The organism is Bacillus sp. YP1 (assembly GCF_000877815.1).
Classification (GTDB): domain Bacteria; phylum Bacillota; class Bacilli; order Bacillales; family Bacillaceae; genus Bacillus; species Bacillus subtilis.
The window spans coordinates 398,648-419,877 of record NZ_CP010014.1; the positions used below are offsets into that span (position 1 = coordinate 398,648).

General features: G+C 42.9%; 21 protein-coding genes and 1 pseudogene. 18 read left to right on the plus strand and 4 right to left on the minus strand.

The annotated features are described in order from the left end of the window. Positions 1-12: 12 nt before the first annotated feature. The 4 genes from tsaE to tsaD are packed head-to-tail and all read left to right on the plus strand — an operon-like array spanning position 13 to position 2,657. On the plus strand, positions 13-489 hold the full coding sequence (tsaE, locus tag QF06_RS01910; protein WP_041336741.1) for a tRNA (adenosine(37)-N6)-threonylcarbamoyltransferase complex ATPase subunit type 1 TsaE: 477 nt from the start codon (positions 13-15) through the stop codon (positions 487-489). Then, positions 470-1,159 (plus strand): tRNA (adenosine(37)-N6)-threonylcarbamoyltransferase complex dimerization subunit type 1 TsaB, encoded by a 690-nt coding sequence (gene tsaB / locus QF06_RS01915; RefSeq protein WP_003234078.1) that lies wholly within the window; start codon positions 470-472, stop codon positions 1,157-1,159. The genes tsaE and tsaB overlap by 20 nt, the downstream gene beginning before the upstream one ends. 9 nt (positions 1,160-1,168) lie before the next feature. Continuing rightward, positions 1,169-1,624, plus strand: coding sequence for a ribosomal protein S18-alanine N-acetyltransferase (rimI, locus tag QF06_RS01920; RefSeq protein ID WP_003243019.1), 456 nt, complete (start codon positions 1,169-1,171; stop codon positions 1,622-1,624). Next, the gene (gene tsaD / locus QF06_RS01925) at positions 1,617-2,657 is read left to right on the plus strand and encodes a tRNA (adenosine(37)-N6)-threonylcarbamoyltransferase complex transferase subunit TsaD (protein ID WP_003234076.1); all 1,041 of its coding nucleotides are present in this window, start codon (positions 1,617-1,619) and stop codon (positions 2,655-2,657) included. The genes rimI and tsaD overlap by 8 nt, the downstream gene beginning before the upstream one ends. 230 nt (positions 2,658-2,887) lie before the next feature. Here tsaD and QF06_RS01930 read toward each other — a convergent pair whose 3' ends face one another. After that, on the minus strand, positions 2,888-4,816 hold the full coding sequence (locus QF06_RS01930) for an ABC-F family ATP-binding cassette domain-containing protein (RefSeq protein ID WP_029317385.1): 1,929 nt from the start codon (positions 4,814-4,816) through the stop codon (positions 2,888-2,890). Positions 4,817-4,941: 125 nt separating this feature from the next. On the opposite strand from QF06_RS01930, the gene moaC reads away from it, so the two are divergent. From moaC to tatC, 4 genes are read left to right on the plus strand one after another with little or no spacing between them, the layout of a single operon-like run. After that, positions 4,942-5,454, plus strand: coding sequence for a cyclic pyranopterin monophosphate synthase MoaC (gene moaC / locus QF06_RS01935; RefSeq protein ID WP_003243499.1), 513 nt, complete (start codon positions 4,942-4,944; stop codon positions 5,452-5,454). Beyond that, positions 5,451-6,098, plus strand: coding sequence for a redox-sensing transcriptional repressor Rex (locus QF06_RS01940; RefSeq protein ID WP_003234073.1), 648 nt, complete (start codon positions 5,451-5,453; stop codon positions 6,096-6,098). The genes moaC and QF06_RS01940 overlap by 4 nt, the downstream gene beginning before the upstream one ends. Before the next feature lie 21 nt (positions 6,099-6,119). Next, positions 6,120-6,293 (plus strand): sec-independent protein translocase protein TatAY, encoded by a 174-nt coding sequence (gene tatAY, locus QF06_RS01945; RefSeq protein ID WP_003234072.1) that lies wholly within the window; start codon positions 6,120-6,122, stop codon positions 6,291-6,293. 6 nt (positions 6,294-6,299) lie between these two features. Then, the gene (gene tatC, locus QF06_RS01950; RefSeq protein ID WP_080332627.1) at positions 6,300-7,064 is read left to right on the plus strand and encodes a twin-arginine translocase subunit TatC; all 765 of its coding nucleotides are present in this window, start codon (positions 6,300-6,302) and stop codon (positions 7,062-7,064) included. 232 nt (positions 7,065-7,296) lie between these two features. Here tatC and QF06_RS01955 read toward each other — a convergent pair whose 3' ends face one another. After that, entirely contained in the window at positions 7,297-7,488 is a 192-nt protein-coding gene (locus QF06_RS01955) for a YdiK family protein (RefSeq protein ID WP_003225680.1), read from the minus strand. After that, positions 7,485-8,219 (minus strand): CPBP family intramembrane glutamic endopeptidase, encoded by a 735-nt coding sequence (locus tag QF06_RS01960; RefSeq protein WP_029317386.1) that lies wholly within the window; start codon positions 8,217-8,219, stop codon positions 7,485-7,487. The genes QF06_RS01955 and QF06_RS01960 overlap by 4 nt, the downstream gene beginning before the upstream one ends. 238 nt (positions 8,220-8,457) lie before the next feature. Here QF06_RS01960 and groES point away from each other — a divergent pair, with 238 nt between their 5' ends. The 4 genes and pseudogenes from groES (at position 8,458) to QF06_RS22305 (ending at position 12,118) form a co-directional block, all read left to right on the plus strand. After that, complete coding sequence (groES, locus tag QF06_RS01965; RefSeq protein WP_003155970.1) at positions 8,458-8,742, plus strand: co-chaperone GroES; 285 nt, start codon at positions 8,458-8,460, stop codon at positions 8,740-8,742. A 46-nt stretch (positions 8,743-8,788) separates the two neighbouring features. Then, entirely contained in the window at positions 8,789-10,420 is a 1,632-nt protein-coding gene (gene groL / locus QF06_RS01970; protein ID WP_003234067.1) for a chaperonin GroEL, read from the plus strand. 559 nt (positions 10,421-10,979) lie between these two features. After that, a pseudogene (locus QF06_RS22300) lies at positions 10,980-11,284 on the plus strand (abhydrolase domain-containing 18); the annotation flags it as partial. Positions 11,285-11,494: 210 nt separating this feature from the next. Further along, the gene (locus tag QF06_RS22305; RefSeq protein ID WP_235360717.1) at positions 11,495-12,118 is read left to right on the plus strand and encodes an alpha/beta hydrolase family protein; all 624 of its coding nucleotides are present in this window, start codon (positions 11,495-11,497) and stop codon (positions 12,116-12,118) included. An 83-nt stretch (positions 12,119-12,201) separates the two neighbouring features. Here the strand turns inward: QF06_RS22305 and gutR are convergent, their stop codons facing one another. Beyond that, the gene (gene gutR / locus QF06_RS01980; protein WP_041851244.1) at positions 12,202-14,691 is read right to left on the minus strand and encodes a glucitol operon transcriptional regulator GutR; all 2,490 of its coding nucleotides are present in this window, start codon (positions 14,689-14,691) and stop codon (positions 12,202-12,204) included. A 201-nt stretch (positions 14,692-14,892) separates the two neighbouring features. Here gutR and gutB point away from each other — a divergent pair, with 201 nt between their 5' ends. The 6 genes from gutB to QF06_RS02010 all read left to right on the plus strand — a co-directional run bounded on the left by gutB (position 14,893) and on the right by QF06_RS02010 (position 21,209). After that, positions 14,893-15,954, plus strand: a complete 1,062-nt coding sequence (gene gutB, locus QF06_RS01985; protein ID WP_041851254.1) for a sorbitol dehydrogenase — start codon at positions 14,893-14,895, stop codon at positions 15,952-15,954. Between the two features lie 73 nt (positions 15,955-16,027). After that, positions 16,028-17,419: an MFS transporter gene (locus QF06_RS01990; protein ID WP_041851243.1), complete on the plus strand. Its 1,392-nt coding sequence runs from the start codon at positions 16,028-16,030 to the stop codon at positions 17,417-17,419. A 94-nt stretch (positions 17,420-17,513) separates the two neighbouring features. Beyond that, complete coding sequence (locus tag QF06_RS01995) at positions 17,514-18,476, plus strand: carbohydrate kinase family protein (protein ID WP_029726586.1); 963 nt, start codon at positions 17,514-17,516, stop codon at positions 18,474-18,476. Positions 18,477-18,670: 194 nt separating this feature from the next. Further along, complete coding sequence (locus tag QF06_RS02000) at positions 18,671-19,354, plus strand: PspA/IM30 family protein (RefSeq protein WP_041851253.1); 684 nt, start codon at positions 18,671-18,673, stop codon at positions 19,352-19,354. A 65-nt stretch (positions 19,355-19,419) separates the two neighbouring features. Beyond that, positions 19,420-20,445 carry a TFIIB-type zinc ribbon-containing protein gene (locus tag QF06_RS02005; protein ID WP_041851242.1) on the plus strand — a complete coding sequence of 342 codons (1,026 nt, stop codon included), beginning with the start codon at positions 19,420-19,422 and terminating at the stop codon, positions 20,443-20,445. Further along, the gene (locus QF06_RS02010) at positions 20,445-21,209 is read left to right on the plus strand and encodes a TPM domain-containing protein (protein WP_041851241.1); all 765 of its coding nucleotides are present in this window, start codon (positions 20,445-20,447) and stop codon (positions 21,207-21,209) included. The genes QF06_RS02005 and QF06_RS02010 overlap by 1 nt, the downstream gene beginning before the upstream one ends. Positions 21,210-21,230: the final 21 nt, after the last annotated feature.

Sequence of the window (21,230 nt, forward strand, 5' to 3'; positions counted from 1 at the left end):
CGGGTGACTCGTGTGAAGCAATTAAAATGGAGAACTGTAAATCCAGAAGAAACAAAAGCAATTGCCAAGCTGACGGCAGCGTTTGCTAAACCGGGAGACGTCCTGACATTAGAGGGCGATTTAGGTGCAGGAAAAACGACTTTTACGAAAGGTTTTGCAGAAGGGCTGGGAATTACACGTGTTGTAAACAGTCCGACTTTTACAATTATAAAAGAATATAACGATGGCGTACTTCCTCTTTATCATATGGATGTGTATAGAATGGAAGATGAAAGTGAAGATTTGGGACTTGATGAATATTTTCACGGACAAGGTGTCTGTCTCGTTGAATGGGCTCATTTAATTGAAGAACAGCTGCCGCAGGAGCGACTGCAAATTGTCATCAAAAGAGCTGGTGATGATGAGCGGGAAATTACCTTTACTGCTGTCGGGAATCGGTATGAAATGCTTTGTGAGGAGTTAAGTAGACATGACAATATTAGCAATTGATACATCAAATTATACATTGGGCATTGCGCTGCTTCGAGAAGACACCGTTATAGCAGAATACATTACATACTTGAAAAAGAACCACTCTGTAAGAGCGATGCCTGCTGTTCATTCATTGCTGAATGATTGTGATATGGCACCGCAGGACCTTTCTAAAATTGTCGTTGCAAAAGGCCCTGGTTCATACACAGGAGTAAGAATAGGTGTGACGTTGGCCAAAACACTTGCCTGGTCTTTAGACATTCCAATAAGTGCTGTATCAAGTCTTGAGACGCTTGCGGCAAATGGCCGGCATTTTGACGGTCTGATCAGCCCAATCTTTGATGCTAGACGGGGACAGGTGTACACAGGTCTGTATCAATATAAAAATGGGCTTTTAGAGCAAGTTGTTCCAGATCAAAATGTGATGCTGGCAGATTGGCTGGAGATGCTAAAAGAAAAGGACCGCCCTGTTTTGTTTTTAGGCCATGATACTTCTCTTCACAAGCAGATGATCGAGGATGTGCTTGGAACAAAAGGGTTCATTGGAACTGCCGCCCAGCATAACCCGCGTCCTTCAGAATTGGCTTTTCTCGGGAAGGAAAAGGAAGCAGCTGATGTTCATGGGCTTGTCCCGGATTACTTGCGGCTGGCAGAAGCTGAAGCGAAATGGATTGAAAGTCAAAAGTAGGGTGATAGGATGAAAACAAAAGCAGCGGTCAGAAATATGCGGCTTGAAGATATAGATCACGTATACGAAATCGAAGCATCCTCCTTTACGTCTCCTTGGACGAAGGATTCGTTTTATCATGAGCTGCTGGAAAATCCGTATGCTCATTATCTCGTGATTGAAAAGGACGGCCATCTTGCTGGGTATTGCGGGATTTGGATTGTGATGGACGATGCCCAAATTACAAATATAGCGATAAAACCAGAGTATCGCGGCCAGTCTTTAGGAGAAACGCTTTTTCGCTCAGCTGTTGAACTGTGCAAAGAAAAAGACGCAAGGCGGCTTTCGCTTGAAGTGAGGGTTTCGAATCATCCTGCTCAAGGCTTATATAAGAAATTCGGGATGCAGCCCGGCGGAATAAGAAAGAACTATTATACTGATAACGGGGAAGATGCGTTAATTATGTGGGTGACGATAAATGAGTGAGCAAAAAGACATGTACGTATTAGGAATTGAAACAAGCTGTGATGAGACTGCTGCAGCTATTGTGAAAAACGGGAAAGAGATCATTTCAAACGTAGTAGCCTCTCAAATTGAAAGCCATAAGCGCTTCGGAGGCGTTGTTCCGGAAATTGCTTCAAGACATCATGTTGAACAAATCACTTTGGTTATAGAAGAGGCGTTTCGCAAAGCTGGCATGACGTATAGTGATATTGATGCGATTGCAGTAACAGAAGGTCCGGGACTGGTGGGAGCGCTTCTTATTGGAGTGAATGCCGCTAAAGCATTGAGCTTTGCACATAACATTCCGTTAGTAGGCGTTCATCATATAGCCGGTCATATATACGCGAACCGTCTTGTAGAAGACATCGTGTTCCCGGCACTGGCATTGGTCGTTTCAGGAGGCCATACAGAACTGGTTTATATGAAGGAACATGGATCATTTGAAGTCATTGGGGAAACCCTTGATGATGCGGCAGGAGAAGCCTACGACAAAGTGGCGCGGACGATGGGATTGCCATATCCGGGTGGACCGCAAATTGACAAGCTAGCTGAAAAAGGGAATGACAATATTCCGCTTCCTCGCGCATGGCTTGAAGAAGGCTCTTACAACTTCAGCTTTAGCGGATTGAAGTCTGCGGTGATCAATACGCTTCATAATGCATCCCAAAAAGGGCAAGAGATTGCTCCGGAAGATTTGTCTGCCAGTTTCCAAAATAGTGTGATCGATGTCTTGGTAACCAAAACGGCGCGCGCGGCAAAGGAATATGATGTCAAACAGGTCCTTTTAGCCGGAGGAGTAGCTGCAAACAGAGGCCTCAGAGCTGCATTAGAAAAGGAATTTGCCCAGCATGAAGGGATTACGCTTGTCATTCCTCCATTAGCTTTATGCACGGATAATGCTGCGATGATTGCTGCTGCTGGTACAATTGCTTTTGAAAAAGGAATTCGCGGTGCATATGATATGAATGGCCAGCCTGGCCTTGAATTGACTTCTTATCAAAGTCTCACGAGATAATAGCGTGAGACTTTTTATATGTTTGTTATTAACAGATAATTCACAATTTATCCACATGTCTGTGAGTAATTATAGAGATATAGATGGCCAAAGGGCTGAAGTCACTGTTAATAAAGTGGATAAATTCAGAATATTTTGTGGATATTGTGTATAAAGCGCTTACTTTTTTTTGCTTATTAGGGTATGTTCTGTGGATAAAAAGCACCTCTAAAAAGAGGTGCTTGACTTTTTTAATCTTCTTCTGTGGATAGTTCTTCCCATTCGGACAAAAGAGATTCCAGCTCCTGATTAAGCTTCTCATTGTCTGCATGGATAGCTTGTACTTTTTCATGGTCCTGATAGACTTCAGGGTCACATAGCAATTCATCATTGCGGCTAATGTTCTCTTCAATGGTTTGAACAGTGGTTTCAATTTCTTCAATCCGACGGAGTCGTTGGCGCTCTTTCTTTTTCCATTCTTTTTCTTCCTCGTAGGAACGTTTGGAGTCAGACTTCACTGTAGCTGGCGTTTTTTCAGTTTCCTCTTGCTGATTTATTTTCTCCAATTCAAGCTGCTCTGTTTTTTTCTCTGTATAATAATCGTAATCTCCCAGATACTCCTCTATATGGCTTGAAGAAAGCTCCAATACTCTTGTGGCGATTCTGTTAATAAAATATCTGTCATGTGAGACAAATAACAGTGTGCCTGGATAATCAATCAGCGCGTTTTCGAGAACTTCTTTGCTGTCTAAATCCAGATGGTTCGTCGGTTCATCAAGGATGAGAAAGTTGGCTTTTTGAAGCATCAGCTTAGCTAGAGCCAATCTTGCTTTTTCGCCTCCGCTCAGTGAATGAACAGGTTTCAGCACATCATCTCCGGAGAATAAGAAATTTCCGAGACACGTTCTGATTTCTTTTTCTGGGAGCCCGGGGTACTCGTCCCACAGCTCATCAAGGACACGTTTAGAGGAAGTCAGCTCAGCCTGTTCCTGATCATAATAGCCGACACTGACATTTGAGCCGTATGAGATTGTTCCTTGATCTGGTTTTAGGGTGTCTATCAATGTTTTCAGCAATGTCGATTTACCAATTCCGTTAGGGCCGACAAGCGCTGCGCTTTCTCCTCTTGTGAGCATGAATGACACTTCTGTTAAAAGCGGCGGCTGGTTTTCATAGCTGATTGTGAGATCCTGAACACGAAGGACTTCATTTCCGCTCTGTTTTGTAATATCAAAATGAAAGTTTGCGGATTTTTCATCGCCAAGCGGTTTTGACATGACTTCCATTCGCTCCAGCTGCTTTCTGCGGCTTTGCGCCCTTTTGGTGGTAGAGGCTCTCGCCAGATTTCGGTCTACGAAGTCCTGCAGCTTTGCAATCTCGTCCTGCTGCTTTTCATACATTTTAAGATCTTTTTCATACTGCGCGGCTTTTTGATCGAGATAAGCGCTGTAGTTGCCGTGATACTTTTTGCTTTCTGCTCTTGATACCTCGTACACCTGGTTTACTACTTTGTCCAAAAAGTAGCGGTCATGCGAAACGATGAGGATGGCGCCTGAATAGCCTTGTAAATAATGCTCAAGCCAGGTAAGCGTATCAATATCCAGATGGTTTGTCGGCTCATCGAGAATGAGCAAATCAGGCTGTGTTAACAGAAGCTTACCTAAAGCCAGTCTTGTTTTCTGGCCTCCGCTGAGGCTTTGAACCTGTGTAGAATCGTCAAAATGGCTGAAGCCGAGACCATGCAGCACAGATCTTACATCCGCTTCATATTGATAGCCGCCTTTATCTTTGAATTCCTGCTGAAGGCGGTCGTAGGTTTTCATGATGCTTTCTAATTCACCCGGGTCAGCTGCCGCCATTTTTTCTTCCATAGCCCGCATTTCCTTTTCCATTGCTTTTAAGTGGTCAAAAACAGTCAGCAGCTCTTCTTTTATGGTAAGCTTAGAATCCAAGCCAGTATGCTGGGCGAGATATCCCATTGTAATATCTTTCGGTTTAATAATTTCGCCCTTTTCATACGAAAGCTGGCCTGCGATAATTTTAAGGAGCGTGGATTTTCCGGCGCCATTTCTTCCTACAATGGCGATGCGATCACGATTTCTGACTTCCAGCTTTATATTGTTTAAAATAGTATCAGCACCAAATGATTTGGACAGCTGATTAACTTGTAAGATCATCATATTATTTCACCTCTGCTATAATAAGTTAAGTGTAGCTTATGAACCAGAAGTCAGCAAACAATACATTGGCCATATAAGACATAGAGAAGAAAATAGTGTATGATCTGTTTAAGGAGCGTTTTAATATGAATGGATTTTCTCATTTTAATGAACAGGGCAGAGCCCAGATGGTGGATATTAGCGAAAAATCTTCGACTGTCCGTACTGCGGCGGCTGTTTCAAGCGTACACATGAAGAATGAAGTGTACGAGAAAATACAAAGTCACGATATCGGCAAAGGAGATGTACTGGCTGTCGCACAGGTGGCAGGCATTATGGCCGCAAAGCAAACGTCGAATATCATTCCGATGTGCCATCCGCTTTCATTGAGCGGGGTAGATATATCGTTTGACTGGAAAATAAAAGAAGCAGAAGTTATACTTCATATAAAAGCACAGGTCAAAACGAAAGGGAGTACAGGTGTGGAAATGGAAGCGCTCACTTCTGCATCGGTGTGCGCTCTTACCGTTTACGATATGTGCAAGGCCCTTGATAAGGGAATGGTCATCGGCCCTACTTTCTTGCTGGAGAAGACAGGCGGGAAAAACGGTGACTTTAAAAGAGAACTATCCGAGTATAATTTGGAGGACCAAAAATGAATAAGGATCAATCAAAAATTCCGCAGGCGACGGCGAAACGGCTGCCGCTTTACTATCGCTTTTTAAAGAATCTGCATGCGTCAGGAAAGCAGCGTGTATCATCCGCTGAACTCAGTGATGCCGTAAAGGTTGATTCTGCCACGATTCGGAGGGATTTTTCCTATTTTGGAGCTCTTGGCAAAAAAGGATACGGATATAATGTGGATTATTTGCTGTCTTTTTTCCGGAAAACGCTTGATCAGGATGAGATGACAGACGTCATCTTGATTGGTGTTGGGAACTTGGGAACGGCATTTCTTCACTATAATTTCACAAAAAATAATAACACAAAAATTTCTATGGCTTTTGATATAAATGAGAGTAAAATAGGAACTGAGGTAGGCGGCGTGCCCGTCTATAACCTTGATGACCTTGAACAACACGTAAAAGATGAATCAGTTGCCATTCTTACAGTGCCAGCAGTTGCCGCTCAATCCATTACAGACAGATTGGTCGCATTAGGAATCAAGGGAATCCTTAATTTTACGCCGGCCCGTTTGAATGTGCCGGAACACATTCGAATTCATCATATAGATTTAGCAGTTGAGCTTCAGTCACTGGTTTATTTTTTGAAGCATTATTCAGTTTTAGAGGAAATCGAATAGAGGGAAAGGAGGAGCCCAAATATGCCGATCGGTCCTGGAAGCCTTGCTGTTATCGCAATCGTTGCTCTGATTATCTTCGGTCCCAAAAAGCTGCCTGAATTGGGGAAAGCAGCGGGAGACACACTTCGTGAATTCAAAAACGCTACAAAAGGTTTAACGAGTGATGAAGAGGAAAAAAAGAAAGAAGATCAGTAAGTTAGGATGACACGAATGAAAGTGAATCAAATGTCGCTGCTGGAGCATATTGCTGAGCTTCGAAAACGGTTGCTGATTGTAGCGCTGGCGTTTGTCGTTTTCTTTATTGCTGGATTTTTTTTAGCGAAGCCGATTATTGTGTATCTGCAAGAAACAGATGAAGCGAAGCAGCTTACGCTTAACGCGTTTAACCTGACAGACCCGCTTTATGTGTTTATGCAGTTTGCGTTTATCATCGGCATAGTCCTGACCTCGCCGGTTATTCTTTATCAGCTTTGGGCTTTTGTGAGTCCGGGTCTCTATGAGAAAGAGCGCAAAGTAACGCTCAGCTACATTCCGATCTCTATTTTGCTGTTTTTAGCGGGCATATCTTTTTCATATTATATTTTATTTCCTTTTGTTGTTGATTTTATGAAGCGGATTTCTCAGGACTTGAATGTCAATCAGGTGATCGGAATTAATGAATATTTTCATTTTCTTCTGCAGCTGACGATTCCGTTTGGACTTCTGTTCCAAATGCCGGTCATCCTCATGTTTTTGACCAGGCTCGGAATTGTGACACCGATGTTCTTGGCGAAAATCAGAAAGTATGCGTATTTTACGCTGCTGGTGATCGCAGCCCTGATTACACCGCCTGAGCTTCTGTCCCATATGATGGTCACAGTCCCGCTTTTGATTTTATATGAAATCAGTATTCTGATATCGAAGGCCGCTTATCGGAAAGCGCAGAAAAGCAGTGCTGCCGATCAGGACGTGTCTTCGGGGCAATAATAAAAAATCCATTTCTCATGCGAGAAATGGATTCAGCGTGTTGACAAACCCCCCGCATTCGTTGTCAAGCCTGTGCGTTGGTGCTCACGAATGAAAACATTCGCTCCGCTCCAATGCTCGCCTTTCCTAGACTTCAAGGGTTTTCAATCACGCTGAAAATGACAAAATCCTAAAACGAAAGCCGTTTTAGGATTTAATTTGAATCCATTTCTCATTCAGAAATGGATTTTCTTTATTTTTGGTTCTTTTTGATTTTAAATGAAAAGGCGAACATCTTAAAAGAAATGCTGATGTTGTAAGCGGCGAACACCATCAGCAGGATGGAGTAAAATGACCACATGCTGCCTGGCGAGCTTGCGGCAAGATAAGTAAAGATGCACCCTACGGCAAAGTAGATCATTCCCCAAACTACCGGGTTTCTCATAAAAATAATCCTCCAATAATCAATTGCATTTGTGTGCTCTGCTGTTCAAGGTAATTCCGAACAGGCTCAAGCTGCATGATGACGACGAATGTATTCATCATTAAATGGGCGAAAATCGGCACCCATATCCGTTTTGTTCTCGCATATAAAAAGGCAAAGGTAAAACCCATTGCTGTATATAGAAGAAGATGCTTCAAATCAGCGTGAACAATACCGAAGATAACCGAGCTGATCAGTCCTGCGAAAAAGAAATTCGTTTTTTCGTAGAGCGCGCCGAAAATGATTTTTCTGAAGATGATTTCTTCTAATATAGGCCCGATGACGGAAGAAACGATAATCATGAGCGGGACTGCCTGAATGACATCCAGAATCGCTTGTGTATTTTCTGATTCTCTTCCGATGCCAAAAACATAATATTCAATAGAGCCTGCTATTCCTTGAGAGAAAAGGGCAATGAAAAAACCGGCTATCGCCCAAAGGATAGAAAGTCCGATTGAGTCCTTCTGTCCGTTTCGCAGCGTTTCTTTCGGAACGGTTCTCAGAATGAGCAGAACAACAACGAGACAGGCGATAAAGCTGATAACGGACCATAATCCTTGTGCATGCAGCATATTTTCATCTGTAGGCTGTCCTCCGGCATAACCGAATTTAAATAACAAGGGAATCGCGATTAATGCGGAAAACTGCATGATGATATATGTCAAAATAATAAACCAATACTGTTTTCTCAAATGGTATGTACTCCTTTGTTAAGTGGGTTTCGTTCATCTACAGCTATTGTAACATAATCGGTACGGGGGTGAAAAAGCTAACGGAAAAGGGAGCGGAAAAGAATGATGTAAGCGTGAAAAATTTTTTATCTTATCACTTGAAATTGGAAGGGAGATTCTTTATTATAAGAATTGTGTTAGCACTCTTTAGTGCTGAGTGCTAAAATTACATATTCATACTATTGAGGAGGTTATTACATTGTTAAAGCCATTAGGTGATCGCGTTGTCATTGAACTCGTAGAATCTGAAGAAAAAACTGCCAGCGGAATTGTGTTGCCGGATTCTGCAAAAGAAAAACCGCAAGAAGGCAAAATCGTGGCAGCTGGTTCAGGTCGCGTGTTAGAAAGCGGAGAGCGCGTTGCTTTAGAAGTAAAAGAGGGCGACCGCATTATCTTCTCAAAATACGCAGGTACTGAAGTGAAATACGAAGGTACTGAATACTTAATCTTACGTGAAAGCGACATTTTAGCTGTTATTGGCTAATTCTTAAATAAACAATACTTAAAACATTTGAGGAGGTCTTGTAAACATGGCAAAAGAAATTAAGTTTAGTGAAGAAGCTCGCCGCGCAATGCTTCGCGGTGTCGATGCACTTGCTGATGCTGTTAAAGTAACTTTAGGACCAAAAGGACGCAACGTGGTTCTAGAGAAAAAATTCGGTTCTCCGTTAATCACAAATGACGGTGTAACAATCGCTAAAGAAATCGAGCTAGAAGACGCGTTTGAAAACATGGGTGCTAAGCTTGTTGCTGAAGTAGCCAGCAAAACAAACGATGTTGCCGGTGACGGTACAACAACTGCAACAGTTCTTGCGCAAGCAATGATTCGTGAAGGTCTTAAAAACGTAACAGCAGGCGCTAACCCTGTAGGCGTGCGTAAAGGGATGGAACAAGCTGTAGCGGTTGCGATCGAAAACTTAAAAGAAATTTCTAAGCCAATCGAAGGCAAAGAGTCTATCGCTCAGGTTGCTGCGATCTCTGCTGCTGATGAGGAAGTCGGAAGCCTTATCGCTGAAGCAATGGAGCGCGTAGGAAACGACGGCGTTATCACAATCGAAGAGTCTAAAGGCTTCACAACTGAGCTTGAAGTTGTTGAAGGTATGCAATTCGACCGCGGATATGCGTCTCCTTACATGGTAACTGACTCTGATAAGATGGAAGCGGTTCTTGACAATCCTTACATCTTAATCACAGACAAAAAAATCACAAACATTCAAGAAATCCTTCCTGTGCTTGAGCAGGTTGTTCAGCAAGGCAAACCATTGCTTCTGATCGCAGAAGACGTTGAAGGCGAAGCACTTGCTACACTTGTTGTGAACAAACTTCGCGGCACATTCAACGCAGTGGCTGTTAAAGCTCCTGGCTTCGGTGACCGCCGTAAAGCAATGCTTGAAGACATCGCTGTCCTTACTGGCGGAGAAGTCATCACAGAAGATCTTGGCCTTGACCTGAAATCTACTCAAATCGCTCAATTGGGACGCGCTTCTAAAGTTGTCGTTACTAAAGAAAACACAACAATCGTTGAAGGCGCTGGCGAAACAGACAAAATTTCTGCCCGCGTGACTCAAATCCGCGCTCAAGTGGAAGAAACAACTTCTGAATTCGACAGAGAAAAATTACAAGAGCGTCTTGCTAAACTTGCTGGCGGCGTAGCTGTCATCAAAGTCGGCGCTGCGACTGAAACTGAACTGAAAGAGCGTAAACTTCGCATCGAAGACGCCCTGAACTCAACTCGCGCAGCTGTTGAAGAAGGCATCGTATCCGGTGGTGGTACAGCGCTTGTAAATGTATATAACAAAGTCGCTGCAGTTGAAGCTGAAGGCGATGCTCAAACAGGTATCAACATCGTGCTTCGCGCGCTTGAAGAGCCAATCCGTCAAATCGCACATAACGCTGGTCTTGAAGGATCTGTCATCGTTGAGCGCCTCAAAAACGAAGAAATCGGCGTAGGCTTCAACGCTGCAACTGGCGAATGGGTAAACATGATCGAAAAAGGTATCGTTGACCCAACGAAAGTTACACGCTCAGCTCTTCAAAACGCTGCGTCTGTAGCTGCAATGTTCTTAACAACTGAAGCCGTTGTCGCTGACAAGCCAGAAGAAAACGCTGGCGGCGGAATGCCTGACATGGGCGGCATGGGCGGTATGGGCGGCATGATGTAAAACCGACAAAAAAACCTTGATTTACAAAGGTTTGTCGGCAACGGACGTCATTTTTGATGCCCTATTGATGCCATTTGTAAATTTCGAGGCTTCTCATGAGTTCATTGAACTTGTGAGAAGCTTCTTTTTTTTTTGTCTTTCGTAGTTTGATTTTTTCAGCACTGTTCTATATCGATTTTCAATAGTTTTGATAATCCCGATATGAACTAATCAATTGACCAAAATACAAAAAATCTACCCGCTCAGATTCCTGTTTACGTCTTCTTTGACAAACGGCTTACTGTAACTTCAGTAAACTGCATTTCTGTTATGATTATAAAAAGGGTTTAAAAATTATTCGTGCAAATCCTCTGTTACTTCTCTCCCTATTGCAGACAGGAGATGGTATCCTCTCATAAGATAAAAAAGCCCCAGTTATCTAAATAAATAGTGTCACCAACACTCTTAGACGTTTCTAAAAGCAAAACACTGTCAAAGAGAAATCCTTTTAAATTTTCTATTTGTGCTGCTTTTTAGCTACTAAGACGATGTATGTTAAATATATAGAACGGCAGAATAATCTGATTCTCAAAAATTCACTGGCGATGTAGTTAGGTTCTTCCACCAACATCTTGATAATATTCATCCCTACTCTATGGAGACCGACATTCCAATTATTAAATCTAATATTAGTTTTTTATGATTACCAAGGAGGACTTAATAGTGCATTTTTCAGAAATGATAGATCGCTTGGCTTTATATGATTTACACAGAAAAAGAAGCAAAGATAAACATTTTTCTGCTGCTATTGCAGCCGATATCGATGATAGAGAGGAATTTTACAGTGCAAATATAGCTGATGTTTCAATTGACTTGAATGAATCTAAAAAAAATTATAGGGTTGGAACATTTCGTTATGAATCCTTAATTCAAACTGGGAATCCTGTTAATGATACTTTAAAAGGGGAGGTTTTTTTAAATAAAAATGATATAGATCAACCCAATGTCATCTTTGTACACGGCTGGCGCATGGATTCGTTCGATAGAATCAAAAAAATATTTCATAAACGTATAATGAACGATTTAGGCTGGAATATGTATTATTATTCTCTTCCATACCATTTTGAAAGAGAACCGGAAAATTCACTGTATAGTGGCGAGTTGATGATTAGTGCAAATATTGATCGTACAATTGAGTCGACAAGACAGGCCATTGTCGATTTACGGGCATTAATTCACTGGATAAAAGCAAATAAAAAAGGCCCTGTTATCATAGTGGGGGTAAGCTTAGGGGGATGGGTTACTAATCTAATTGCAACCCTAGAATCCCAAATTGATGTAGTGGTATCAATCTTTTATGCCAATCGCCTTTCTTATTCAATATGGAACACGATCCCAGGTAAATTCATAAGAGAAGAATTAGAACAAAATGGTGTGACCTATGAAGATTTAACAAAATATTGGAATATCACAGATCCTAGTCAAGCCTTGCCGAAAGTTAATAAAGATAACATTCTGCTGATTTCTGCTAAACATGATCAGTATATTGACTTAAAAGATGCAGATTATTTATGGGAAAGCTGGGGGAAACCCACAAGATATGTCTACAATTGTGGTCATTCCGGTATTGTTCTTTGTCGCAAAAAGCTGGCAAATGATACGCTTTCCTTTATAAGAGAAAGGATAAATACGGGAAAACCTGGTTCAGTACATTTGTAGACCTTAATAAGAAACGAAAGGCCAACTGCAACTTCAGTTGGCCTTTCCTATTTATTGAGTGAGAGTGCTGACAGAACTACGTACTACTCGTTTTCTTTAGTCACCCTTGCCAAAAGTTCCACCTCTCCCCGAATCCCAATCGCAGGCTCCCACGAATCAATCAAACGAAGCGCCTTCTGATTAGCTTCCATCGCTTTCGTTTTCTCTCCTTTACGGTACAACAGCTGCGCCATTCCGTAGTGATAGTAGATCAGTTCAACCTGATTGGCGTTATGTTTGTCATAGAGCATTTGCTCAAAAGCTTCTTCCGCTTTCTCAAATTGACCACATTTCACGTAAGCGACACCCAGATTGAAATAGGCTTCTATCGTTTTTTCGCCGCCGTACGTGGAGCTGATTTCATTTGCCGCTTCGTATAATTGAATGGCTTCTACATGATAACCTTTCGCAAAGCTTAAGTCACCGCGAACCAATAGAACTCTGTGTTGAATGGTAGGGGAAATCGGTTGATTTTCGATTTCGTTTAAAATGGTCTCTGCATTTTCCTGTTGCCCGTCTTTTAAAAAAAGCCTTGCTTTGAGTGCGTGTCCCCAAATCTTTAGATCATAGGCATCGTGAGCGTCTGATTGTTCCAGAATCCTCAGCCCGGCTTCAATTTGCTGTAAGGCCCTGTCTAAATCATTGACTTCCATCAGAGCCCAGCCTGCTGTGTCGATTCGGAAGTACGCTTCTCGTGTGTGTTTGCCTAATTGATGGGCGGCGTCGGCGGCTTTGCATCCGTATTCGATACGCAGGGGAAGGTTGATTCTGCTTAGAAAATGGCTAATTCGGGTGATGAGTTCGATTAGGATTTCTTTTTGATCGGTGTCGCTTGCCCATTGGATGACCTTTAAGATGTTTGGCCAATCTTGTTTCATTTGATCTAAATTCCGTCCCAGCAGGTAGCTCCAATAGATAGAGTTTGGCTGTTCCCGCTTTAAATGGGTTTCAGCATAATCAATATAATAGTAAGCCCAGCGATTGCGGGCTTCTTTTTCATATTCGTGTTGTTCGGACAAGTGCCGTTCTCCGTAAGCGACAACGGTTTGGTGCGCTAAGTATTGTGTCCTTCCTTCGCTTCGTTCCGGCTGAATCAGCGCATATGACCGCATTTGTTCCATAGCGTAATGAAAACGGCGGGCGTCTAATCCGGCTGCTGCCGCCAGGCTTTTTTCATCAGGCGGCTTGCTGAAAAAGCAAAGCGTCTGCCATAGCTTTCGCGTATCTTCATTGCATCTATCCCAGGTGCGGCCAAAGAGGAATTCAAACAATTCCAGCAGTGAGTAGCCTGCTTTTCCAAGCTCATGAATCAGCTGCTGAGCGGGGATGTCATCGTCTGACATATAGGCAATGCTGAGTGCCATGGCTTTCGGGTTTCCGGCAGTCGCTGAAATGAATTCGTTTTTCAGGTCAGATGATAGATGTAACAGCTGCTCCAGCTTTTCCCGTTTATTTTGAATGTTGCATGTTTGTAAGCATCGGTGCACTTCTTGCTGAAAAAAATCCAAGGCATCTGTTTGGTCAAGGCCGCTCAGCTGAATAGCTGTCATTTCTCCGAAGCTTTCCCGATAGGTTTGCTTTACGTTTTCCCGCGCTGTGAGGAGAACTTTCACGCCTTGCGGAAGGCTGGTGATAAATTCATGAATGTCACGTTCTGCAGTATCAATGCTGTCAACGATCAGCAGGATCGGTTTTTCTCTAGTGTAATTAGCTAACGCATTGCGGACGACGAACCGTTTTTCATTGATTGATTTATCGATTTGTTCTGTGCGCCCGAGCTGATAGGCGATCGTATTTAAAAAATCGCTAAAGCTCAATCCTTTCCAGTCAGCGCTGACCCAGATGATGCTGTTGAATGCGGGCCAATCTGAAGTATCGTCGACACAGGAATAGGCGGCTTCAAGAGCAATTGTGGTTTTTCCCATGCCGGCCCAGCCGGTGATTAAACAGACTGGTGATGGAGAAAGCATCCATTGTCGTATCGCTTCCATATCAAAGCTGCGTCCGATAAAGCGTCCGGACCAGCGTGAGGGTAAATTATGCGTGATGGGCTGTTCTGTAAGCGCATTCGTTTCATGGCCGGGTCTGTCTTGAAACAGCCGTTTTACTACATTTTCAATTTCATCTTCACTCGGAGCCCCGAATAATCCGTCTTTTCGCAGTATTTTCGCTTTTTTCAAACAGGATGCTGCCCATACAGGCAATGCGGGTTTGATGACTGGGATGGTGGTGGTTTCCAGCAGGTCGGTCAACCACTCGATATCCAAGTCGGTCTTTTCGAGAATGATCCAGATCATTCCGAACAGTTTTCCGTCGTCGATTCTCCCGGGAATATAGTTTGCCCCCATCTGTCCGATCCAGCTTTTAATCGTGTTTGGGGAGACTCCCAGCTGGAGTGCGATTTTATCTATGTAAGACTGTCCTGTTTTTTCGTTCTTTTTCCTTCTGACTTTATAATCAGGATGAAGTTTTAGCGTTTTGACGCCAGGTGCCAGCAGTTGTGCAAATTGTTTTCGGTTTTCAAGTTCAGCCATAAGCCTGCACCTCCTATTAGTACTATTTTATCAATCCAGCGTTTTTTGTATATGAAAAAATAAAAGTACAGTGCCGCTGTCCTTTTATACAGCAGAAAAGGCTGTTGAACGTATTGAAAAGCAGATAAAATGGGGGCAGTAACAGAGAAAATAAAAATGTATGCACTTACATTTTATTTTCTAAAGAAAGGAATTTGCCAAATGACTCACACAGTACCTCAAAACATGAAAGCGGCTGTTATGCACAATACAAGAGAAATCAAAATCGAAACAGTGCCTGTGCCTGACATCAATCATGATGAAGTGTTGATTAAGGTGATGGCTGTCGGAATTTGCGGATCAGATCTGCATTACTATACAAATGGCCGAATAGGCAACTATGTAGTGGAAAAACCATTTATCCTTGGCCATGAATGCGCGGGTGAAATTGCCGCTGTCGGATCATCTGTCGATCAATTCAAGGTGGGAGACCGCGTCGCTGTAGAGCCGGGTGTTACGTGCGGACGATGTGAAGCGTGCAAAGAAGGGCGTTATAACCTTTGTCCGGATGTACAGTTTTTGGCTACACCGCCGGTGGACGGCGCGTTTGTCCAATATATTAAAATGCGTCAGGACTTTGTTTTTTTAATCCCAGACTCACTTTCTTATGAAGATGCTGCTTTGATCGAGCCGTTTTCTGTCGGCATTCATGCGGCGGCAAGAACGAAGCTTCAGCCCGGATCAACAATTGCGATTATGGGGATGGGCCCTGTTGGGTTAATGGCCGTTGCCGCAGCTAAAGCATTTGGGGCAGGCAGAATTATCGTCACTGACTTAGAGCCGCTGCGGTTAGAAGCTGCGAAAAAAATGGGAGCGACTCACATTATTAATATACGTGAACAGGATGCACTTGAAGAGATTAAAACGATCACGAATGATAGAGGCGTTGATGTTGCTTGGGAAACAGCAGGGAATCCAGCGGCATTGCAATCCGCACTGGCTTCTGTGCGCCGGGGCGGAAAATTGGCGATTGTCGGTTTGCCTTCACAGAACGAGATTCCGCTCAACGTACCGTTTATTGCGGATAATGAGATTGATATTTACGGGATCTTCCGTTATGCCAATACGTATCCAAAGGGAATCGAATTTCTTGCTTCAGGCATTGTGGACACGAAGCATCTAGTAACGGACCAATATTCGCTGGAGCAGACGCAAGATGCGATGGAGCGGGCGCTTCAATTTAAGAATGAATGTTTAAAAGTGATGGTGTATCCAAATCGCTGAGTGAACAGGGAGGATCTTCGTATTCTCCCTCTTGTTTACTGGAAATGAAAACGGATTCTTGGGGTGGGAAATGATGATTGAAACAGAAAAAGTAACGGCAATGAAAGTGAAGCATCAGTCAAAATCCAGTACCGGACTGTCCTGGTTTGAACGAATCGGCTATGGATTCGGCGATATGTCGTATAATATTATCTTTCAGTTTGTAAACGCATACTTATTATTCTATTATACAGACGTCGGCGGCATTCAGCCTGCGGTGATCGCAACTTTGTTTCTTGTTGTGCGTGTGCTGGATGCTATTTTTGACCCGATCATGGGATTGATTTTAGATAAAACGAATACAAGGTGGGGAAAAGCAAGGCCATATTTGCTGTGGGTGGCATTTCCTTTTGCGCTATTCACATTCTTATGTTTCACGACGCCTCATTTCGGTGAGACCGGGAATATGGTATATGCGTACGTCACCTATATTCTGCTTGGGATGTCCTTTAGTATGCAAACGATCCCGGTGAACAGCTTAACGGGGCGGATGACGAATTCTGTGGAGGAGCGAACGGTTCTGACCACAACCCGGATGATTTTGGTGTATATCGGCATTCTTTTATCCATTTCCTGTGCGACACCGCTTGCAACTGCTATCGGAGGAGAGGATCAGGCGTTTGGATTTCAGATGACGGCGCTCATCTACGCGGCGGTCAGCATTGTTTTGAATCTATTTAGTTTCTTTACTGTCAGGGAGCGGATTCAGCCTAAAAAGAGAAAAAAACAAGGGATCAAAAAGACCTTATCCGTTTTATTCCAAAACAAACCCTTGCTCATGTTAATTTCATCATTTTTGGCTTTTGCGATCGGGTTTAATATTAAGCTCAGCACGATGGTGTATTATTTTACGTATAACGTAAACCATAAAGAGTTCGTGTTTATGGGCACCGTTTTATTTTTCGGAGCAGCGCTGATCAGCAATTTGTTTATTCCTTTCTTTTCTGAGAAGTGGGGCAGAAAACAAGTCATGATCATCACGGCAGCTCTATCGCTTATTTCTTATGCCGGCCTGCATTTTACGCCGTATTCTTCAATTCCACTCATTTTCATTTGGCTTTTCGTTTCAGGATTTTTCACAACGCCTTTAAATACGCTTGCTTGGGGAATGGTTGCGGATTGTGTCGATTATGCGGAATGGAAAACCGGAATTCGCGCGGATGGTGTGGTGATTTCGAGCATGAGCTTTATCAATAAGCTGGGTGTGGCGTTGGCCGGGTCATTTTCGGCCATCTATTTAGGAATCGCCGGGTATGTGGCGAATACAGACCAGACAGTTGCGTCATTGAATGCGATTAAAAATATGAATGCTTTGATTCCGGGATTTTTCATTTTGCTTTCTATTATTCTTATCGCCTTCTATCCTTTAACGGAAAAAAGATATAAACACATCATCTCTGAGCTGGAGCAAAGGTCTGCGAGATAAATATATGTAAAATTTTTAATATTCAATGTTGTATTTATGGCAGAAAGTAATATACTGAGACTGTAATCTAGACTTTATAAATGAGTGTGATAATATGCGTAGTCATTCTGTAGTTTGTATTGGAGAATTGTTAATTGATTTCTTTTGTACCGATGTCGACGTTGATTTAAAGGAAGGGCGCCATTTCTTGAAAAGTGCCGGGGGTGCACCGGCGAATGTGTCAGCAGCGATTGCCAAGCTGGGCGGAGACGCCGCTTTCAGCGGAAAAGTAGGCAAGGATCCGTTTGGGTATTTTCTCAAGCAAACATTGGACGCTGTACAGGTGGATACCTCAATGCTTGTCATGGATGAGAAAGCGCCTACAACGCTTGCTTTTGTTTCATTAAAACAAAATGGAGAGCGTGACTTTGTTTTTAATAGAGGCGCGGACGCTTTGTTTACGCTGGAGGATATTGACCAGGAAAAACTAAACGAAGCGAAAATTCTTCATTTCGGCTCTGCGACGGCACTGTTATCGGATCCGTTTTGCTCAGCCTATTTACGGCTGATGTCGATTGCGAAAGACAATGGACAGTTTATTTCGTTTGACCCTAACTACCGTGAAGATTTATGGAGGGGAAGAGTCTCAGAGTTTGTAAGTGTTGCGAAAAAAGCGATCGCTGTAAGTGATTTTGTGAAAGTCAGTGACGAGGAGCTTGAGATTATAAGCGGTGTGAAGGATCATGAAAAGGGAGTTGCGATCCTTCATGAGATCGGAGCCAACATTGTCGCTGTGACACTTGGGAAAAGCGGAACGCTTCTTTCCAATGGAAAAGACCGTGAAATCATTCCAAGCATTCCTGTGACATCAATTGACTCAACAGGGGCGGGAGATGCTTTTGTCGGTGCGGCTTTATATCAATTGGCAAATACGGATCAGATTCAATCTGTAGATGCTGATTTTGTGAAACTGCGTGAGATTGTGGCGTTTGCCAATAAGGTCGGAGCTCTTGTCTGCACTAAAATTGGAGCGATTGATGCACTGCCAAGCATGGATGAGATTGAAGTTTCTTTGTAAATCATTGAAGATGTCTCTTGAAAGTCTTTGGACTTTTGGGGGCATCTTTTTTTATTACTTACATTTTTGTTCAGGTAAAAAGTTGTATATTTTTCGTTTGAAATGTCATTTTTTATTAAAAAAGTGAAACTTTTAACGATAATAAATAGTATATGTAACAAGGGTTACCGAATAGCTTTAGGAGGAACGATATGATGAGTATAATTGGAAGATTTAAAGATATTATGTCTGCGAATATCAATGCTTTATTGGACAAGGCTGAAAATCCGGAGAAAATGGCAGATCAATATTTAAGAAACATGAATAGCGATTTGGCTAAGGTTAAGGCAGAAACAGCAGCTGTTATGGCCGAGGAGCAGAGAGCAAAAAGAGAATATCACGAATGCCAGGCGGATATGGAAAAGATGGAAAGCTATGCAATGAAGGCGCTGCAAGCCGGGAATGAGAGCGATGCGAGAAAATTTCTTGAAAGAAAAACATCTTTGGAGTCAAAGCTTTCTGAGCTGCAGGCGGCGAATCAAATTGCTGCAACCAATGCCGCACAGATGAGAAAGATGCATGACAAATTGGTATCTGACATTGGAGAGCTGGAAGCACGTAAAAATATGATCAAGGCGAAGTGGGCAGTAGCGAAAACGCAAGAAAGAATGAACAAACTGGGCGCTTCTGTTTCAAGTACAAGCCAATCAATGTCTGCATTCGGCCGAATGGAGGACAAAGTAAATAAGGCACTTGATCAGGCCAATGCAATGGCTGAACTGAACAGCGCTCCGCAGGATGATATGGCTGATCTGACTGCAAAGTATGACACTGGCGGTTCAAGCCAGGTTGATGATGAACTTGCGGCGTTAAAAGCGAAAATGATGCTCGATAAGTAATACATAGGAGGCCGCAGCTTTCGGCTGCGGCGTCATTTTATCATAAGATGTGAGAGGGAACGGTAATGATAATATCTTATAAGTGTCCGAACTGCGGCAGTGATATGGCATTTGACAGTGAAACCGGCTCGTTATCCTGCAGCAGCTGCGGAAGACAGGACAATATTGAAAGCCATCCGAAAGAAAACATTGCGGCACGGTTTTCTGATGATGAAGCAAAAGAATATCAATGTGAAAACTGCGGTGCCGTTTTGATCACGGAAGCTGAAACGACAGCAACGACGTGCAGCTTCTGCGGAGGTGCTGCAATACTTGCCGATCGTTTATCAGGACATTTGGCGCCGGCGAAGGTCATTCCATTTACAATCAGCAAGCAAGAAGCGGAGCAGGCATTTCGAAAGTGGTGCAAAAAAGGCCTTCTGACACCAAGAGGTTTCATGTCTGCTGATCGTATCAAAAGCATCACCGGCATGTATATTCCATTTTGGATGTTTGATTTAAATAGTGAAGTACAGGTGAGAGCAAACTGTACCAGAGTCCATCAATATGAAGAAGGGGATTATATTTGCACGGAAACAGAGCACTTTGAAGCGTTTCGTGATATCAATCTCGATTATTTGAAAATCCCTGTCGATGCCTCTGAAAAAATGAAAGACGAATTAATGGACAAATTGGAGCCTTATTCATACGAAGAGCTGAAGGACTTTCAAACGGCATATTTGGCCGGTTATATTGCGGAAAAGTACAATTATACCGATGAGGAGCTTTTTCCGAGGGCAAAAGAGAAAATCAGCAGTTATATAGATTCATACATCCATTCTACTTTTTCCGGATATACGTCAGTCAATGTGAGGGACAAACATATTCACACGAAAAACGTGAACAGCTTTTACGTTTTGCTTCCTGTTTGGATGGTCAGTTACGATTATGAAAGAGCGGAGCATATCTTTGCGATGAACGGGCAAACAGGAAAGGTCGTTGGAAAGCCGCCGATCAGTCGAGGAAAAGTGGCTGCATGGTTTAGCGGAATAGCAGGCGGGACATTTCTTGCGTTGAAGCTCGTCTCATTGATGATGGGAGGCGGATTTTGATGCGTGGATTTTTTGGGAAAGCGATCTTTGTTGTGCTGGCTGTTTTCATCATGATGCCTTTACTGGGTATCGAAGCGGCAAGAGCCTCTGAATTGCAGCAGCATGTGTACGATCGCGCTCATCTATTGTCAAAAGCGGAGATCGGAAAACTTGAATCTCTCTCGGCAAAGCTGGGTGCAAAGAGGGACACTGATTTCATCATTATTACGACCAAAAGCACAAATGGTGAAGATATTGTCGATTATGCCAGCGATTTTTATGATCGTTACGGAAAAGGCAGTACAGCCATTCTGACGATTGATATGACAAACAGAGAAGTGTTTATCGCAGGCTTTAAAAAAGCCGAACAGTATTTGGACAACAGCAGGCTCAATAGCATCAGAAATACGATTTCATCTGATTTATCCAATGAAAATTATTTTAAAGCTTTTGAGACATATATTCAGCTTTCCTATAAAGATATGGGCATAAAACCGGGAGTAAACCCTGACAACATATTCTTTACATGGTGGTTTCAGCTGATTGTTGCCATCGCAGTCGGGGGAATTGCGGTTTCAATCATGCTTTATCATGCAGGCGGCAAAGTAACGGTTAATGGAAATACATATATGGATCAGCGTACGTCTGATGTGATTGATCAATACGACACTTATATTAGAACGACTGTAACAAGAGAAAGAAAACCATCAGATAAAGACAGCGGCAGCGATGGCGGTGTTACGAAAGGCGGCACGTCATACAGTGGGAGCCGGGGCAGTTTTTAAATGTAAGAAATAGAGAAAGGG